The organism is Paenibacillus sp. SAFN-054, from assembly GCF_051966755.1.
Classification (GTDB): domain Bacteria; phylum Bacillota; class Bacilli; order Paenibacillales; family Paenibacillaceae; genus Paenibacillus_AQ.
This window is the reverse complement of sequence record NZ_JBQCKS010000001.1, coordinates 280,073-296,232: the sequence shown is the minus strand read 5'-3', so window position 1 is coordinate 296,232 and position 16,160 is coordinate 280,073. Positions and strand designations below refer to the sequence as shown.

Genomic DNA, 16,160 nt, shown 5'->3' with positions numbered 1-16,160 from the left:
GTTACAGCAGTCCTTCCATCAAATGCACGCGCACCTTCTTGTCAGTCACATTGACCTCGAGCACCACATCGTCGATGTACGGAATCAGAATGCTTTTGCCGTCCGGCGATTTCACGACCCAGACATCGTTCGCGCCAGGCGTGAGAATTTCGGTAATCACACCCAGATCCTGGCCTTCATCCGTCTCGACCTGACACCCGACGATCTGATGAAAGTAAAACTCGTTTTCCGGCAGCTCGACCAAATCCTCCTGCGTGACCTTCAGCATGCTCCCTTTGAACTTCTCCACATCGTTAATATTATCGTATCCCACCAGCTTCACGATGTACATGTTCTTATGAAATCGGGATGATTGAACGGTTACCGGCAGCGGTGCTTTTCCGTCCGCAGGAACGAGCAGCAGCTCATTATCCGCAGCGAAGCGGATCTCCGGAAAATCCGTATGAGGCAACACCTTGATTTCCCCTTTGATTCCATGTGTATTTACAATTTTGCCTACATTCATCAGTGTTTGCGGCATAGTTTCCTCCTGGCCATAAAATCGCTTTATGCACAGTCCTCACGGACCGGACAACAAAAACGCCCGTCCGTTGGACTAGAGCGGCTTTTATTATTAAATTGAACTAAAGAAAGGAGAAGCAGGGTTAAACTTTAGTTCATTTTTATATAAGATGCACAAATGTGAGACGGAATGATTCCTGTCTCTTTTTTCGTATATAAAAAAAACGTCTGTCGACGTATGTTAACCAGTGTTGAACTGCTTAAATCGCAGCTTGTATTTATAAGATCACAGAATGTTTCGCTCTTCATGGTGAAACACCCTGTAATCTGAAGAAAAACGCCTATCGACGTACTTTCAAAGTGGATAGACCGCGATAAGGGATGTTTTTCTTGTGAGATAAGGGTTGTTAAACCCGCATGCTTATACTTTCAAAAAAGGGCTAGGAAATGTATCCTAACCCCCTTCGTATACCTTAAGATATAATATCCACGGTCACGCGTTTATCCATTTTGACTGCTGCAGAAGTGACGACCGTGCGAAGCGCTTTGGCGATCCGTCCCTGCTTGCCGATGACCTTGCCGACATCATCCGGATGTACGGACAGTTCATACACAACCAGGTGGTCCTTCTCCACCTTCTTCACGGTCACATCTTCGGGATGATCCACTAAAGCCTTAGCAATAACACCAACTAATTCTTCCATAGATAACCCTCACAATCAGTCATTATTTCTGCTGCTTAGACTCATGGAACTTCTTCATAACGCCCGCTTTGCTCAGCAAGTTGCGAACGGTGTCGGAAGCTTGTGCACCATTTTGAAGCCATGCAAGAGCTTTATCTTCATCGATCTTCACTTCAGCCGGTTGTTGAACCGGGTTGTAGTAACCGATTTCTTCGATAAAACGGCCGTCACGCGGGGAACGGGAATCCGATACCACGATACGGTAGAAAGGAGCTTTATGAGCACCCATGCGTTTCAGACGAATACGTACTGCCACGAAATTCACCTCCTTCAACAAAATAATAATATATTCCCAGGCTTTTAACGGAACGGGAACTTCATTCCGCCTTTGCCGGCTAATCCTTTGAGCTGTTTCAATGCCTTGCCTTTAGGTCCCTTCGGTCCCATCATATCCGAGAACTGCTTCATCATCCGGCGCATCTCATCGAACTGCTTGATCAGGCGGTTAACCTCGGCGAGTGATGTGCCGCTGCCTGTAGCGATCCGCTTGCGGCGGTTATGGTTGATGATGTCTGGACTGCTCTTCTCGGCTTTGGTCATCGAGCGAACGATGGCTTCAATCCGCCCCATTTGCTTATCGTCAACCTTCAGGTCCTTCGTCTGTTTCAGCTTGCCCATCCCCGGGATCATGTCCATGATCTGATCGATCGGCCCCAGCTTCTTGACTTGTTCCATCTGCTCAAGGAAATCGTCGAACGTAAACTCCGCGTTGCGCATTTTCCGTTCCATTTCCTTGGCCTTCTCGGTGTCGATATTGGACTGTGCTTTCTCGATCAGAGACAGCATGTCGCCCATACCCAGAATCCGCGAAGCCATCCGTTCGGGATGGAAAGGCTCAAGAGCATCGATCTTCTCGCCGAGTGCGGCAAATTTAATCGGGCATCCGGTGACGGCTTTAACGGACAACGCCGCACCGCCACGGGTGTCGCCATCCAGCTTGGTGAGGACTACGCCGGAAAGCTCAAGCTGCTTGTTAAAGGTGTCCGCCACATTCACGGCATCCTGACCTGTCATGGCGTCAACCACGAGCAGCACTTCGTCCGGTTTGACCTCGCTGTGAATCTGACGCAGTTCCTCCATCAGCTCTTCATCGACATGAAGACGTCCGGCGGTATCCACGATCAGATAATCATGGCCGTTATCCTTGGCATGCTGCAAGCCCTGCTTGGCAATCTCTACCGGGCTTGTCTTGTCTCCCAAAGCAAACACCGGCACGTTGATCTGTTCGCCAAGCACCTGCAGCTGCTTGATCGCTGCCGGCCGGTAAATATCGCCTGCAACGAGCAGCGGCCGATGATTCTGCTTCTGCAGCATCTTCGCCAGCTTGCCCGAAGTCGTCGTCTTACCAGCACCCTGCAGGCCGACCATCATAATGACGGTTGGAGGCTTGTTCGCCTTCGCCAGCTTCGATTGGCTGCCGCCCATGAGCTCGGTAAGCTCCTTGTTCACGATATCAATGATCACCATGCCAGGGGTGAAGCTTTCCATCACATCCGTACCGATGGCCTTCTCCTTCACCTTGGCAACGAAATCCTTGACGACTTTAAAGTTAACGTCAGCTTCCAAAAGGGCAAGGCGCACCTCGCGCATCGCCTCGTTCACATCGTCCTCGGATACCTTGCCTTTACCGCGAAGCTTGCTGAACACGTTCTGCAGCCTGCTGGTTAATCCTTCAAATGCCATGGACCGCCACCTCCTTCGTTTCCTTTATTCCCATGCTCCCAATTCATCCACGATATCCTGGATTCGGGATTTATTATCCTGTTCCATCGCACTGGCATCCAGCAGCTTACGCAGCTCTGTCAGCCTCCGTGTGCGCTGATCATGCTTTCTTAAAAGCCCGAGCTTCTCTTCATACTGCTCCAGCACCTGCTCGGCGCGTTTGATATGCTCATACACCGCTTGCCGGCTAATTTCAAACTCGGCAGCGATTTCCCCGAGGGAAAAATCATCATGAAAGTAATATTTGAGGAACGTCTGCTGTTTCTCTGTCAGCAGGAGTTCATAGAAGTCAAACAACAGATTGATTCGGTTCGTTTTCTCGAGCCTATTCTCCTGACTCATCCAGGGGCACTCCCTTCGTCAAGGAAAAACACTTTACACTTCTTTAACGTTCATTATCATACATAAAACAAAGAAAGATGTCAAGCATTTATCCTTGTCATCTTCCCAATGTTTTTTCTGCTGTCTGTTTATTTTCTTTTTCAGAGCCCTAAACGATCCGTTATGACCATGGTAGGAGATAGATCAGTACGGCGAAGAAATGGACGATGCTTCCCGCTAAAACGAATAAGTGCCAAATCGCATGGTGGAACGGAAATCCCCGCCACACATAAAAAACGGTACCCAGCGTATACAGAAGTCCGCCTGCTGCCAGCAGTACGATCCCGCCCGTGGCGATGGAAGCCGTAAGCGGACCCCAGGCGATGACGACCATCCAGCCCATCAGGAGATAAAAAATCGTCGACATGAACAAAAAGCGCTTCGTAAAAAATGCTTTGAATATGCACCCGAGAATGGCAATGCCCCATACAGTTCCGAATAAGGCCCATCCGAGAGGGCTGCGTACGGCTACCAGCATGAACGGCGTGTAGGTGCCTGCGATGAACAAATAAATCGAGGAGTGATCGAAAATCTCGAACAAATCTTTCATCTTGCCTTCTTTGAAGCTGTGGACCAGCGTTGAATTCAGATACAGAATCAGCATGGTTGTGCCGTAAACCGAGAAGCTGACGATATGCCAGGCCGTTCCTTTCATCGTCGAAAAAACGACAAGCAGGACCAAGGCGGCGATGCTGAGCAGAGCCCCGATTCCGTGCGTAATGGCGTTGGCCACTTCTTCCCTCCGGCTGTAGGTATGCGTATTTGCCATGAGTAATCCTCTCAATGTTTCTTTTTTTATCATTATACCCTTTCCACTCCTTCCATTTCCACTCGCGGTTCCGGCTGTTTCATAGAATGTCAAAGGCAGGGATTTTTATGCAGGCTGGTCACCAATTCCTTCTTGATTGGTAACTATATCCAATCTAACCATACTGTGAAACATATATTGTCAATGACTCACGAGAAAGGAGGTATGTACACGGTGGCCATCATCATCTATCCGAAAACGATGAACTGGACCTACATGAAGCAGCGACCGCAGCAGCTTCTAACTCAACTTGGTTCCTTGGGGCATCGGGTCTTCTTCGAAAACTTGGCTCCGCTCGGCAGGGAACTCACAGAAGCGGCCCCGAACGTGTTTTTATTCACCGACACGCATCGATTCGTCAGACAGGAGCTTCGCCATCTAAGAAAATCCCAGCCGGTAATCGGATGGACGACTTGGGCAAGGCAACGGACAAGACTCACTTCCTTGTACCGACCCGATGCCGTGATTTACGACTGCTGCGACGAATTTCCGCAATGGGCCAAATACGAGCCTAGAATGGTGGAAGCTGCAGATCATCTCGTGTGTACAGCCGAAAACATCCGCTCCCGCCTCTCCCTCGCCTACCCGGATAAACCGTTGACGCTGATTCCCAACGGGGCGGACGAAGGATTCTTCAATATCGCCGCAACAAAACGGCCGCAGGATCTACCCGCCGGTAAAATTGTCGCCTATATCGGCGCTTGGGCATATTGGCTCGATCATGAGCTCATGGTCAAAGCGGCGGAGGCGCACCCGGACATTCATTTCGTATCCATCGGGGCACCCTACGGCGACATTCCCGATTACACCCGTCTGCCTAACGTACATGTATTGGGAGAGAAGCCCCATCAGGAGTTGAAGTCCTATCTTCCGTATATTGATGTAGCCCTTATCCCGTTTCAATATCATCCCATTACACTTGCAACAAATCCTGTTAAAGCTTATGAATATCTGGCTGCAGGCGTGCCTGTACTATCCACCGCGCTGCCGGAATGCATCCGCATGGAGCCTTATGTGACCACCGCAACGACGCATGCTGATTTTATCGAGAAGCTCGGGCTCATGCTGGATCGTCCGGATGATGCTGCCCTTCGCGAGCAAAGAGTGGCGTTTGCCCGTGCCAACCGCTGGGTCGAGCGTGGAGAGGCGGCACATAACGTCATTATCCATGTCCTGAAACGGAAAGGCCTGTGAAAGGGAAAGGTGTATGATACGCCAACGACTGCAAAAAGGAGGAATGAACCGTGAAGATCGCAGCTTGCGGGTACTACGGGATGGGCAATTTCGGCGATGATCTGTTTCTGCGGACGCTCCAGCAGGTTTTTGCCGAGCACACCGTTTTTCCTTGGAACGGCTTTATGAATCCCTCCGAGGTAGACCGGGTGATCGTCGGTGGAGGGGATTTGATTACGCCCTATTCCTTTAACTCCTATTATTTCCCCAAAGAGCTTATCCACCATCCACTCTGGGTATACGGGGTAGGCATCGTCGACCAATATCCGGAAGAAACATGGCCCAAGGAACAGGTTGACCGCTACAGGGAATATATCGGAAAAGCTAGGCGTGCCGTCTTCCGTGACAAAAGGTCCGCCGAGATCGCAAAGAAAGCGAATTTCCACCACCATGTGCAGCAGGCCCAGGATATCGTGTTTGCCTATAAAGAACAGCATTACCCGGTACGTCCTTTTTCGAAGCGTCCCACCATCGGTATTTGCGTGTTTTCCTATCCCTCTTTTCCTTTTGAAAACATGGTCAGGCTCTCCAGAGAACTCACCAACAAAGGCTATCATTTGCTGTTTATTCCCGTCATCAACCACCCCACCAACATGTATTCCGACTTATCCACCTGCCAAAAGCTGCTTGCGCGCGTGAAGGAAAAGAACCCCAAAGCCTCCGCAGAAACGCTTCCCATGCTCATGGAGCTCGACCTCACCTATAACTACATTCAGCATGTCGACTATCTGATTACGTTCAAACTCCATCCAGCCATCGCAGCGCTCCGGGCAGGTAAACCTGTGTTTGCCTTGAGCCAGATGAACAAAGTATGGAGCCTTCTCGAATCCTTTGGCATGGAAAGCTATTATTGCGACTACCTGCTGCCTTATGAAACGATCAAAGAACGCGTCAATGATTTCTTAGAGCACGGCTCTTCCTCAGTAAAGCTGCAGGCTGCCGCGATCCGCTCAGCAGAGCTTGACAGCTTCCGGCAGCTTACAGCCCTTAAGCAGGAAATAGAAAACAGTTAGCAGAGCCTTACCGGGACACCCAGAAACAAAAGGAGGAGATGTGTCGATGTGGTTTTTTGGGAAGCATGGTCACCTGTACAAGTCTATCCGCGAGCTTGAGCATCAGCTTCACCATCTGGAGCATCAAATCCAGCATCTGAAAAAACAAATGCTTCACCTGGAGGATGAGCTTGAACAGCTGGAGTTTCTTAAGGAGAAAGTGCTCCGGCTTGCGGAAAAGGTGAAAAAGCTGGAGGAATTGCAGCCGCTCGTGGAAAGGCTGCAGGAGCAAATCCTGACCGGTCTGACGGATAATCCGGAATTGGAGGCGTTTCTGAAGCTGAAGCTCGGCGCAAAGGTTCAAATCGAAACGGCAGGCACCTCGCTGCAGGGAACGATCCTAGCCGTTGCCCGGGATGCCGTCCAGCTTCGCGAAAGCCATGGCGATCTTGTCGTCATTCCGTTTAGCCATATAAATTCCGTTCAATAGGAGGTAATCGTTTCATGGATTTCATCGCCTTGATTCACAGCTTCACCGGTATGGAGATCGAAATTATGACATCGGGAGACCTGATCACAGGCACGCTGGTTTCCGTGAACCATGCTTCGCTGATGATGAAGATTCCGCCGGTCATGTACGGTCCTCCAGGGGAAATTGCTCTTGTTCCGCTAAAAGCCATTGAGTACGTGCGTGTACTTACCGATTGATGTACTGGAGAAACGCAAAAAAGCACTGCCGAGGGAGGCAGTGCTTTTCTTATTGGGTAAAGTCGCGCGTTCCTTGCAAACCTACGCTGCTTCTACTAACCAACGGTTTGGATTGTAACTTCTATGCTTCTGTTCCTTCCGGATCCCCTTGTTCTCCCTGCTCCTCCTGGATCAGGCCTGCAAACAGGGCATGGACGAACTGCTGGGAATCGAACGGCTGCAAATCTTCCATTTTCTCGCCGAGACCGACGAATTTTACCGGCAGATTCAGCTCCTGACGAATGGCAACGACGATGCCGCCTTTTGCGGTGCCGTCCAGCTTCGTGAGCACAAGACCCGTTACGCCGCTTTTCTCTCCGAACAGCTTGGCTTGGTTCAGCGCATTTTGTCCGGTGGTTGCATCCAGCACCATCAGGACTTCATGCGGCGCTCCCGGAATTTCCCGCTGAATGACGCGGAAAATCTTGTTCAGCTCCTCCATGAGATTCGACTTGTTCTGAAGGCGACCCGCCGTGTCACAGATCAGCACATCCGCCTGGCGCTGCTTCGCGGCCTGAACGGCATCGAACATGACCGCCGCAGGGTCCGAACCGGCGTGCTGCTTAATCACTTCAACGCCTGCGCGCTCGCCCCATACCTCCAGCTGCTCGATCGCGCCTGCACGGAAGGTATCGCCGGCGGCAAGCAGTACCTTCTTGCCTTCCTGCTTGAACCGGTGAGCCATTTTCCCGATCGTGGTGGTCTTACCCACGCCGTTGACTCCCACGAACAAGATAACCGTAATTCCGTCCGGGTTCATGCGGATCGCGTTATCGTCATCCCCGCGCAAGAGCTCCATCAGCTTCTGCGACAGGATCGGCTGCAGCTCGGCCGCGTCCTCGATCCGCTGCTTCTTCACCTCGGCCCGCAAGGAGTCGATCAAATCCATGACCGTATTGACGCCTACATCGGCACCGATCAGAATCTCTTCAAGCTCCTCGTAAAATTCCTCGTCGATTTTTTTGCGGCGTACCATCAGGTCCGTCACTTTCTCGACGAAGCCTTTACGCGTTTTCTCGAGTCCGTCCCGGAATTTATTCGTAACGGATTCCGTTTTGCTGGAAATGCTTTCTTTCAGCTTTTTGAAAAAGCTCATATGTCTCCTCCATCTCTATCGGCATTGCCTAATGGAATGCTCTTCCGTTCCATCAGGCGATTTCGGCTTCATCATTTTCCAATCGGACGGATACCAGCTTGGATACCCCGCCCTCTTCCATCGTTACGCCATAAAGCACGTCCGCTTCTTCCATCGTGCCTTTACGGTGCGTGACGACGATAAATTGCGTTTGTTCAGAAAACTCACGCAAATATTGGGCAAAACGCACGACGTTGGCTTCATCCAGCGCAGCCTCAACTTCATCCAGCACGCAGAAGGGCACCGGCTTGACCTGTAGGATGGCAAACAGCAGCGCCATCGCTGTCAAAGCGCGCTCACCGCCGGATAGCAGCTGCAGGTTCTGCAGCTTTTTGCCCGGAGGCTGTGCCACGATATCGATGCCCGTCTCGAGCAGATGCTCGGGATCCAGCAGCACCAGGTCAGCCCGTCCGCCGCCAAACAGCTTGACGAACACGGTGCCGAATTCGTGACGGATGGCGTCGAAGGTATGCTTGAACCGCTTGGACATCTCGTCGTCCATCTCCCGGATGACCTCGTACAGCGTCGTTTTGGCCTCAACCAAGTCCTCCTTCTGTTCGCTAAGGAACTGGTATCGTTCATTAACGCGCTGATACTCCTCGATGGCACCCAGGTTCACGTCCCCAAGCGCGGTTATGCCGCGCTTCAGCTCACGAACCTCGGTCTGCACCGCAGGAACATCATCCGGAATCGGATATCTCATTTTGGCAAGCTCATAGCTCAGCTCATAATCCTCGCTCAGCTTTTTGAGTATATTCTCAAGCTCCACGTCCAGACGGTTAACGCCGATCTCCGTCTGCCGGAGCTGATCTTCCACCGCTTTGAGGCGGGTCCGCTGTTCTTTCGTCTCGCTCTCGTCCTGTTCCAGCTTCTTCGAGAGCTGCATCCGTGCCGCCCGTTTGAAATCGAGTTGCTCAGACGCCTGTTCCTTCTTCAGCTTATACCGGTTTAAGTCCTCGATCTGCTGGATCGATTCCTTGGCATTGGTCGCAAGATCCGCTTCAATGGAAGCAAGCAGCGTCTTCGACTGCCTCAGCTCCTTGTCCTGGGAGCTGAAATCGCTTTGCATCCGGCGCAGCTGCTCTTCCAGCGAGAAGCATTCCTGATCCAGCTTGCCCTCCCGGACTTTGAGCTGGGTCAGCTGGGTCTGCAACTCCTCCTTGGCCGATTCGCTTGCCTTGCGGGCAAACTCCGCGGCCTGGATTGCCTGATGGGTCGATTTCTCTTCCTCTTCCAGCTGTGCAAGCCTTTTGACGGCTTCGTCGCGTGTCTTTTGCAGTGCCTGGCTTTCTTCATTAAAGCCGGTTTTCTCCTGACCTGCCGTTTCAACCTGCTGCAGAACATGACGCAGCTCATGCTCCAGCTGTTTCAGATCGCTGGTTAACGCTTGCTCCTCGACCCGCTTCTCATCACCTGACTGGCGGAGGCCGTCCAGCTTATCCTGGGTTTCTCCTAGCTGGCTTTTCACATCCTGAATGCTTTGCACCAGCTTGCGGAGCTGGGCTTCCGTATCGGAGATTTCCTGGTCCAGCTGCTCGAGCTGGCGTTTGCGTCCAAGCAGGCTGCTGTTCTTTTTGTGCTGGCTTCCGCCTGTCATTGAACCGCCTGCGTTGACGACGTCGCCCTCCAGCGTGACGACCCGATAGCGGTACTGGCAGCGGGCAGCAATTTTGTTGGCTACTTCCAGGCTTTCCGCCAAAATGACATTGCCAAGGAGGCTTCCGACGACAGGAGCGTACTGCGGATCATACTTCACTAGGTCCGCCGCAATACCCACAAAACCTTCGACGCCTTCGACCATAGATCGGTCACCGGACGCGATGTTCCGGGCCCGAATGACATCGAGCGGCAGGAAGGTTGCCCTGCCGAGCTGACGCTGCTTCAGGAAGGCAATCGCTTGGCGCGATACCGCCTCGTTGTCCATGACAACATGCTGCAGCGAAGCTCCCAGCGCCGTTTCCACGGCGAGCTCCAGCCGTTCAGGCACGCGCACCAGATCGGCAACCGCACCGTGAACGCCGCTCAGGACCGATTTGCGCGCAGCCTTCAGCACTTCCTTAACGCCCAGCATGAAGCCGTCAAAATCATCGGCCATTTCCTTCATCGTGTCCCGGCGGGAAATTTGCGCTTCGCGCTTCTGCTCCCACTTGCGTTGCATGCCTTGGCTTTCGTCGAACAGCCGCTGCAGGGACTGGTAACGCTCGCTCTCGGTTATGTAGCTGCCGCGAAGCTCGCGTATTTCCTGCCCGAGCTTTTCAATGGCACTGTCGAGCTGCTGTTTGCGGCTCACCAGCTCTTCCTTCTTGCCTTCCCACTTGCCGGTTTCTTCATCCGCCCGGCTCATCCGGCGATTCAGCGTTTCCTGCTGCTGGTCCGTATACCGGATTTCGTTGCGTGCTTGAGCCATCTGGTTCATCAGCTCGAGCAGGTTCCCCTTCAAGTCCTCCTCCTGCTGCTGGCTGATGCCGCCCAGAAGTCCGGTCAGCTTCGTTTCCTCGGCCGACAGGTGGTCACGGAGCTGCTTCAGCTCCTCCTGCGAAGCTTCGAGCTTGGTTTCCAGCAGCTCGATTTCCGCCCTGCGGTCTTCGAAACGTTCGTCGCCGGCGCTGAGCGTACCTGCCAGCTGCTCGCGGTTCGCTTCAAGATTTCGCTTGCGTTCGCGCAGCACCTCGGCATAGCCCTCGCTCTTCTCATAGGCCTCGCTGTATTGCAGCAGCTCGCCCTGCAGGGTCTCGACCTCCGTCTCCAGTTTGCGCAGCGCGGCACGGTCACTTTCCAGCTTCGCGTCATGCGCGGATACGACCGTCGAAAGCTGCAGCTGCTCTTCCTGCAGCACCGCGAGTTTCGCGTTCGCTTCGCTCCAAGCCGCATGAATTTGCTCGATTTGATATACATAGAGCGAAATTTCTTTGGTCTTGAGCTGTTCTCGCAGCTGCTTGAAATGAATAGCCTTCTCCGACTGTTCCTTCAGCGGCCCGATCTGATCCTCCAGCTCGGTCACCAGGTCATGAATCCGGAGCAGGTTTTGCTCGGTCTCATCCAGCTTGCGTACCGCATCCTTTTTCCGGGATTTATATTTAACGATTCCAGACGCTTCTTCAAAAATACCCCGCCGGTCTTCCGATCGCGTGCTCAATATCTCCTCGATCCGGCCTTGTCCAATAATAGAGTAGGCCTCTTTGCCAATGCCGGTATCCATGAAGAGCTCCGTAATGTCTTTGAGCCTGCAGGACTGCCTATTGATAAAATACTCGCTGTCCCCGCTTCGGTGCACCCTTCTTGTAACCGTGACTTCATTAAAATCCAGGGACAGGGCATGGTCTTCATTATCCAGGGTAAGCGATACTTCGCCGAAGTTAACGGCTTTACGCGCATCACTGCCTGCAAAAATAATGTCCTCCATCTTTCCTCCGCGCAGCGATTTGGCGCTTTGTTCCCCGAGAACCCAGCGGATGCCGTCGGAAATGTTGCTTTTACCGCTGCCATTCGGACCTACGACCGCGGTGATGCCGCGGACAAACTCCATTTCGGTTTTGTCGGCAAACGATTTAAAACCCGCTAATTCAATCCGCTTCAAAAACATATTTCCCAAATCACCTCTAAACCTTATAATACCATAACCCCAGGCCCCGGTGGAGATTAGCCTGATTTCAACGAAGAAAGAGCAAAAAGCAGTCTGAAGGCTACTGCCATTCATCATTTGCGACTGCTCTTTGCTCTTTGTTTGTCCTTGACTATTTACACAGGAGCCGTCAAATTTCCGCCAGCTTCAGCTGCTTTAGCGCAACCGCTGCAGCCTGCTGCTCAGCTTCTTTTTTGGAGCGGCCCGATCCTCTTCCCACACGCTCATTGCCCATATAAACCTCGGAGACAAACTCGCGCTCATGCGCCGGACCCCGTTCTTCCACGATCCGGTATTCCAGAGCGCCCATGTTATGGTGCTGCGTCAACTCCTGCAGTTCTGTCTTGAAATCGCTCATCTGCAGATTGCCTCCTGCCTCGACCAGCGGAAACACATAGGCTTCCAGAAAGGACCTTGCTGCTTCCAGGCCTTGATCGAGATACAGAGCCCCGACAAACGATTCAAACACATCTGCAAGAAGGGCCGGGCGGGTACGCCCGCCGGTAAGTTCTTCCCCTTTGCCGAGCAGCACATACTGCCCGAATTCCAGGCTCTCCGCGAATTTCACGAGCGACGGCTCGCAAACAATTGCCGCGCGCAGCTTCGTCAGCTCACCTTCCGGACGGTTCGGAAAAAGTTGATACAAATATTCAGATACCGTCAGCTCCAGCACGGCATCGCCCAGAAACTCCAGGCGTTCGTTATCCTGCTGCTGGCTAAACCGGTGTTCGTTGACATAAGAAGCGTGGGTAAAGGCCTGTTTCAGCAGCAGCCGATTGTGAAATTGGATATGAAGTTTCTGCTGTAACTGCTTCAGATCTCCACTCAACAAATCGTCCCCTTACTCATCGAATTTTTTAAGAATAATCGTGGCGTTATGGCCGCCAAAGCCAAAAGAGTTGGACATGACAACGTCAAGCTTCGCGTCGCGTGCATGATTCGGCACGTAATCCAGATCGCATTCCGGATCCTGATCGTCGAGGTTAATCGTCGGCGCGATTTTTTGATGCTGCAGGGACAAGCCGCAAATAACGGCTTCAACGCCGCCGGCAGCGCCAAGCAGATGGCCAGTCATCGATTTGGTCGAGCTGACCGCAACCTTCTTGGCATGGTCTCCCAGAGCTTTCTTGATCGCAATCGTCTCGGAACGGTCGCCTACCGGAGTCGATGTGCCGTGGGCGTTAATATAGTCCACTTCCTCCGGCTGGATTCCAGCGTCGCGCATCGCCATGGCCATGCAGCGTGCAGGTCCGTCCGGATCCGGCTCGGTCATATGATGAGCGTCACCGCTGAGGCCATAGCCCAGCACTTCTGCAATAATATGGGCACCGCGCTTTTGTGCATGTTCCAGCGATTCGAGCACGAGAATGCCTGCTCCCTCACCCATCACGAAACCATCGCGTCCCGTATCGAAAGGACGGCTCGCCTTTTCAGGCTCATCATTGCGGGTCGACATCGCGCGCATCGCGCAAAAACCGGCCATGCCCGTCGGACGGATCGTCGCTTCAGCTCCGCCGCATACCATAACATCGGCATCGCCGCGCTGGATGAGCTTATAAGAGTCGCCAATCGCATGAGACCCCGTTGCACATGCCGTTACCGGCGTCGTGTTCGGGCCTTTCGCTCCGAGCATGATCGACAATTGGCCGGAAGCCATATTAGCAATCATCATCGGAATGAAGAATGGACTGACGCGCTTTGGACCCTTTTCAAGCAAAACATTATGCTGGTCTTCCCAAGTTCCGAGTCCGCCAATGCCTGACCCGATGGAAACGCCCACGCGATTCGGATCTGCATCCTTCTGGATGTCGAGGCCGCTGTTCGCAAGCGCGGATTTCCCTGCTGCCACGGCAAGCTGGACAAAACGGTCCATTTTACGGGCATCCTTACGGTCCATGAAGTCCTCCGGGTTGAAGTCCTTGATCGAAGCCGCAATTTGTGTAGGGTATTCGCTGACATCAAAGGATTCGATCAGGGAAACGCCGGATTTGCCAGCCATCAAGTTATTCCAAAACGTATCCAGGTCATGGCCGAGTGACGTCACAACGCCCATTCCGGTTACAACCACTCTATGATTCAAACACTCTCACCTCTATATCGACTGCATGTCCCCCCATGTGACGGGTCCGATGCAAATATATTCATGTTATTGCGGTTTGCATTCAAAAATGAGGAGAAGTCCCGCCTGTAGAGCAGTACGGGACTTATCAAATGACTTAGGTATGAGATTGTATGTAATTTACAACTTCACCTACGGTCGTAATTTTCTCTGCATCTTCATCAGAGATTTCCAGATCAAATTCGTCTTCCAATTCCATGACTAGTTCAACAACGTCGAGAGAATCAGCACCAAGATCATCTTTAAAAGATGCTTCCAGTGTTACCTCAGCTTCGTCAGCACCCAAACGATCCACGACGATGCGCTTTACACGCTCCAATACATCGGACATCCGGTTCACCTCCTCTTTGGTATTATACGAGAAAAGTTTTCAAAATGCCAGAGGCGATGAAAACGGTTCTCTTCCAGGCTTTCAGCCTGTTTTGGATGTTACATATACATGCCGCCGTCTACATGAAGAGTCTGTCCTGTCATATAGGATGCCCCTTCGGAGGCCAGGAAAACCACAACCTTGGCAATTTCCTCCGGCTGTCCCAGACGGGCGAGCGGAATATCCTGTATCATCTTTCCTCTCAGTTCTTCTGAAAGCTCGCGGGTCATATCGGTATCGATGAAGCCCGGGGCCACGCAGTTCACTGTAATGCCGCGGGAGGCAAGCTCGCGCGCAGAGGATTTCGTCAGGCCAATCACTCCCGCTTTCGCGGCGACGTAATTGGCCTGCCCTGCATTACCAAGCACGCCAACAACAGACGATATATTGATAATGCGGCCGTAACGCTGCTTCATCATCGGACGGCTGACGGATTTCAGGCAATTGAATACGCCTTTGAGGTTGGTTTCGATCACTTGGTCGAACTCTTCCTCTTTCATGCGCATAATCAGATTGTCTCTGGTAATGCCAGCGTTATTCACTAGAATATCAATTCGGCCAAAAACATGACTTACCTCTTTGATCAATTGCTCGGCCTGATCTGCTTGACCCACATTCGCCTGAATGGCAAAAGCTTCAACGCCAAGCTGTTTGATCTCATCAACCACCGACTGGGCTGCAGCTTCGCTGCCCGAGTAATTGACGGCTACGTTGGCTCCAGCGGCTGCCAAGGCCAGTGCGATGCTGCGGCCGATTCCGCGGGAAGCACCGGTCACCAGCGCAGCTTGTCCTTGCAATGGTTTAGACATGCACGATTCTCCTTTCTTCTTGGTATACGGTTTCCCATCATGAAGGCTTAGAAGTTCTCGGAAAGACTCTCCAGTGTGTTCACATTGATGAGCTTTACGGTCTTATCCATTTTTTTGATCAAACCGGTCAAGACGTTACCCGGACCAATCTCAACAAATGTGTCGACACCTTCAGCGATCAGGTAAGCAACCGTGTCCTCCCAAAGGACAGGAGAATAAACCTGCTCCACCAGAAGTCCGCGGATACTCTCCGCGCTTTCTGCAGGACGAGCGGTGACATTGGCCACAACCGGGATCGAAGGCTCATGAAAAGATACCGCACCCAGCTTGTCCGCCAGCCGCTGCGCCGCTTCTTTCATCAGTGATGAGTGAAAAGGCCCGCTGACTTCAAGCGGAATCGCTCTCTTGCCTCCGGCTTCCTTGACGCGCTCGCCGCAAGCAGCTACGCCTTCTTTGGATCCGGATACGACGATCTGACCCGGACAGTTGATGTTGGCCATTTCTACCAGCTGCCCGCCTTCAGAGATATTACGGCAAAGTTCCTCAAGAGCCGCCCGGTCCGCGCCCAATACGGCGGCCATGGCGCCCTGTCCGCCTGGAACGGCGGCTTCCATGTACTCGCCGCGGGCACGCACGAGAGCAACCGCGTCCTCGAAACTCAAAACGCCGGCTGCGACAAGCGCGCTGTATTCCCCAAGGCTGTGACCCGCGACATAGTCGGGGCTTACACCTTTCTCGCGCAGTGCTTCCAGAGTGGCAACGCTGGCCGTTAAAAGCGCAGGCTGCGTGTTGTACGTCTTCTTCAGCTCGTCGTCCGGCCCCTCAAACATCAGTTTAGAAAGTGAGAAACCGAGCGTGCGGTCCGCACTGTCAATCGTATTTTTCGAAGCGGGCACCGCCTCATATAAGTCTTTACCCATTCCGACAGACTGGGCTCCCTGTCCAGGAAATACAAATGCTGTTTTCCCCATTGTCCGG

17 protein-coding genes are annotated in these 16,160 nt (G+C 52.6%); 4 read left to right on the top strand and 13 right to left on the bottom strand.

Features of this window, described 5'->3' with window-relative positions; translation table 11 throughout:
* Position 1 precedes the first annotated feature (1 nt).
* The 6 genes from rimM to trhA all read right to left on the bottom strand — a co-directional run bounded on the left by rimM (position 2) and on the right by trhA (position 4,116).
* Positions 2-520 (bottom strand): ribosome maturation factor RimM, encoded by a 519-nt coding sequence (gene rimM, locus ACTHPM_RS01355; protein ID WP_440393397.1) that lies wholly within the window; start codon positions 518-520, stop codon positions 2-4.
* 454 nt (positions 521-974) lie between these two features.
* Positions 975-1,205 carry a KH domain-containing protein gene (locus ACTHPM_RS01350; protein WP_440393396.1) on the bottom strand — a complete coding sequence of 77 codons (231 nt, stop codon included), beginning with the start codon at positions 1,203-1,205 and terminating at the stop codon, positions 975-977.
* A 22-nt stretch (positions 1,206-1,227) separates the two neighbouring features.
* The gene (gene rpsP / locus ACTHPM_RS01345) at positions 1,228-1,500 is read right to left on the bottom strand and encodes a 30S ribosomal protein S16 (RefSeq protein WP_127599456.1); all 273 of its coding nucleotides are present in this window, start codon (positions 1,498-1,500) and stop codon (positions 1,228-1,230) included.
* 44 nt (positions 1,501-1,544) lie between these two features.
* Positions 1,545-2,927 (bottom strand): signal recognition particle protein, encoded by a 1,383-nt coding sequence (gene ffh, locus ACTHPM_RS01340; protein WP_440393395.1) that lies wholly within the window; start codon positions 2,925-2,927, stop codon positions 1,545-1,547.
* 24 nt (positions 2,928-2,951) lie between these two features.
* Entirely contained in the window at positions 2,952-3,308 is a 357-nt protein-coding gene (locus ACTHPM_RS01335; RefSeq protein WP_440393394.1) for a putative DNA-binding protein, read from the bottom strand.
* 160 nt (positions 3,309-3,468) lie between these two features.
* A complete protein-coding gene (trhA, locus tag ACTHPM_RS01330) occupies positions 3,469-4,116 on the bottom strand; it encodes a PAQR family membrane homeostasis protein TrhA (protein WP_440393393.1) in 648 nt (215 codons plus the stop codon).
* A 204-nt stretch (positions 4,117-4,320) separates the two neighbouring features.
* Here trhA and ACTHPM_RS01325 point away from each other — a divergent pair, with 204 nt between their 5' ends.
* The 4 genes from ACTHPM_RS01325 to ACTHPM_RS01310 are packed head-to-tail and all read left to right on the top strand — an operon-like array spanning position 4,321 to position 7,088.
* Positions 4,321-5,349: a glycosyltransferase gene (locus tag ACTHPM_RS01325; RefSeq protein WP_440393392.1), complete on the top strand. Its 1,029-nt coding sequence runs from the start codon at positions 4,321-4,323 to the stop codon at positions 5,347-5,349.
* 50 nt (positions 5,350-5,399) lie between these two features.
* The gene (locus tag ACTHPM_RS01320; RefSeq protein ID WP_440393391.1) at positions 5,400-6,401 is read left to right on the top strand and encodes a polysaccharide pyruvyl transferase family protein; all 1,002 of its coding nucleotides are present in this window, start codon (positions 5,400-5,402) and stop codon (positions 6,399-6,401) included.
* A 46-nt stretch (positions 6,402-6,447) separates the two neighbouring features.
* A complete protein-coding gene (locus tag ACTHPM_RS01315) occupies positions 6,448-6,870 on the top strand; it encodes a hypothetical protein (protein ID WP_440393390.1) in 423 nt (140 codons plus the stop codon).
* A 14-nt stretch (positions 6,871-6,884) separates the two neighbouring features.
* Positions 6,885-7,088, top strand: a complete 204-nt coding sequence (locus ACTHPM_RS01310) for a hypothetical protein (RefSeq protein WP_440393389.1) — start codon at positions 6,885-6,887, stop codon at positions 7,086-7,088.
* 121 nt (positions 7,089-7,209) lie between these two features.
* Here the strand turns inward: ACTHPM_RS01310 and ftsY are convergent, their stop codons facing one another.
* The 7 genes from ftsY to fabD form a co-directional block, all read right to left on the bottom strand.
* On the bottom strand, positions 7,210-8,223 hold the full coding sequence (ftsY, locus tag ACTHPM_RS01305; protein WP_440393388.1) for a signal recognition particle-docking protein FtsY: 1,014 nt from the start codon (positions 8,221-8,223) through the stop codon (positions 7,210-7,212).
* Between the two features lie 52 nt (positions 8,224-8,275).
* A complete protein-coding gene (smc, locus tag ACTHPM_RS01300) occupies positions 8,276-11,845 on the bottom strand; it encodes a chromosome segregation protein SMC (RefSeq protein ID WP_440393387.1) in 3,570 nt (1,189 codons plus the stop codon).
* 169 nt (positions 11,846-12,014) lie between these two features.
* A complete protein-coding gene (gene rnc / locus ACTHPM_RS01295) occupies positions 12,015-12,713 on the bottom strand; it encodes a ribonuclease III (RefSeq protein WP_440393386.1) in 699 nt (232 codons plus the stop codon).
* 12 nt (positions 12,714-12,725) lie between these two features.
* Positions 12,726-13,964 (bottom strand): beta-ketoacyl-ACP synthase II, encoded by a 1,239-nt coding sequence (fabF, locus tag ACTHPM_RS01290; protein ID WP_440393385.1) that lies wholly within the window; start codon positions 13,962-13,964, stop codon positions 12,726-12,728.
* A 136-nt stretch (positions 13,965-14,100) separates the two neighbouring features.
* Complete coding sequence (gene acpP, locus ACTHPM_RS01285; protein ID WP_019638123.1) at positions 14,101-14,334, bottom strand: acyl carrier protein; 234 nt, start codon at positions 14,332-14,334, stop codon at positions 14,101-14,103.
* 98 nt (positions 14,335-14,432) lie between these two features.
* The gene (gene fabG, locus ACTHPM_RS01280; protein WP_440393384.1) at positions 14,433-15,182 is read right to left on the bottom strand and encodes a 3-oxoacyl-[acyl-carrier-protein] reductase; all 750 of its coding nucleotides are present in this window, start codon (positions 15,180-15,182) and stop codon (positions 14,433-14,435) included.
* Between the two features lie 47 nt (positions 15,183-15,229).
* On the bottom strand, positions 15,230-16,153 hold the full coding sequence (gene fabD, locus ACTHPM_RS01275; protein ID WP_440393383.1) for an ACP S-malonyltransferase: 924 nt from the start codon (positions 16,151-16,153) through the stop codon (positions 15,230-15,232).
* Between the last annotated feature and the right edge of the window lie 7 nt (positions 16,154-16,160).

Coding starts and splice junctions, on each gene's coding strand:
- rimM (WP_440393397.1), bottom strand. CDS start 520: ATGCCGCAAACACTGATGAATGTAGGCAAAATTGTAAATACACATGGA.
- fabD (WP_440393383.1), bottom strand. CDS start 16,153: ATGGGGAAAACAGCATTTGTATTTCCTGGACAGGGAGCCCAGTCTGTC.
- acpP (WP_019638123.1), bottom strand. CDS start 14,334: ATGTCCGATGTATTGGAGCGTGTAAAGCGCATCGTCGTGGATCGTTTG.
- ftsY (WP_440393388.1), bottom strand. CDS start 8,223: ATGAGCTTTTTCAAAAAGCTGAAAGAAAGCATTTCCAGCAAAACGGAA.
- ACTHPM_RS01325 (WP_440393392.1), top strand. CDS start 4,321: ATGTACACGGTGGCCATCATCATCTATCCGAAAACGATGAACTGGACC.
- fabG (WP_440393384.1), bottom strand. CDS start 15,182: ATGTCTAAACCATTGCAAGGACAAGCTGCGCTGGTGACCGGTGCTTCC.
- ACTHPM_RS01350 (WP_440393396.1), bottom strand. CDS start 1,205: ATGGAAGAATTAGTTGGTGTTATTGCTAAGGCTTTAGTGGATCATCCC.
- ACTHPM_RS01310 (WP_440393389.1), top strand. CDS start 6,885: ATGGATTTCATCGCCTTGATTCACAGCTTCACCGGTATGGAGATCGAA.
- trhA (WP_440393393.1), bottom strand. CDS start 4,116: ATGGCAAATACGCATACCTACAGCCGGAGGGAAGAAGTGGCCAACGCC.
- smc (WP_440393387.1), bottom strand. CDS start 11,845: ATGTTTTTGAAGCGGATTGAATTAGCGGGTTTTAAATCGTTTGCCGAC.
- ACTHPM_RS01315 (WP_440393390.1), top strand. CDS start 6,448: ATGTGGTTTTTTGGGAAGCATGGTCACCTGTACAAGTCTATCCGCGAG.
- ACTHPM_RS01335 (WP_440393394.1), bottom strand. CDS start 3,308: ATGAGTCAGGAGAATAGGCTCGAGAAAACGAACCGAATCAATCTGTTG.
- ffh (WP_440393395.1), bottom strand. CDS start 2,927: ATGGCATTTGAAGGATTAACCAGCAGGCTGCAGAACGTGTTCAGCAAG.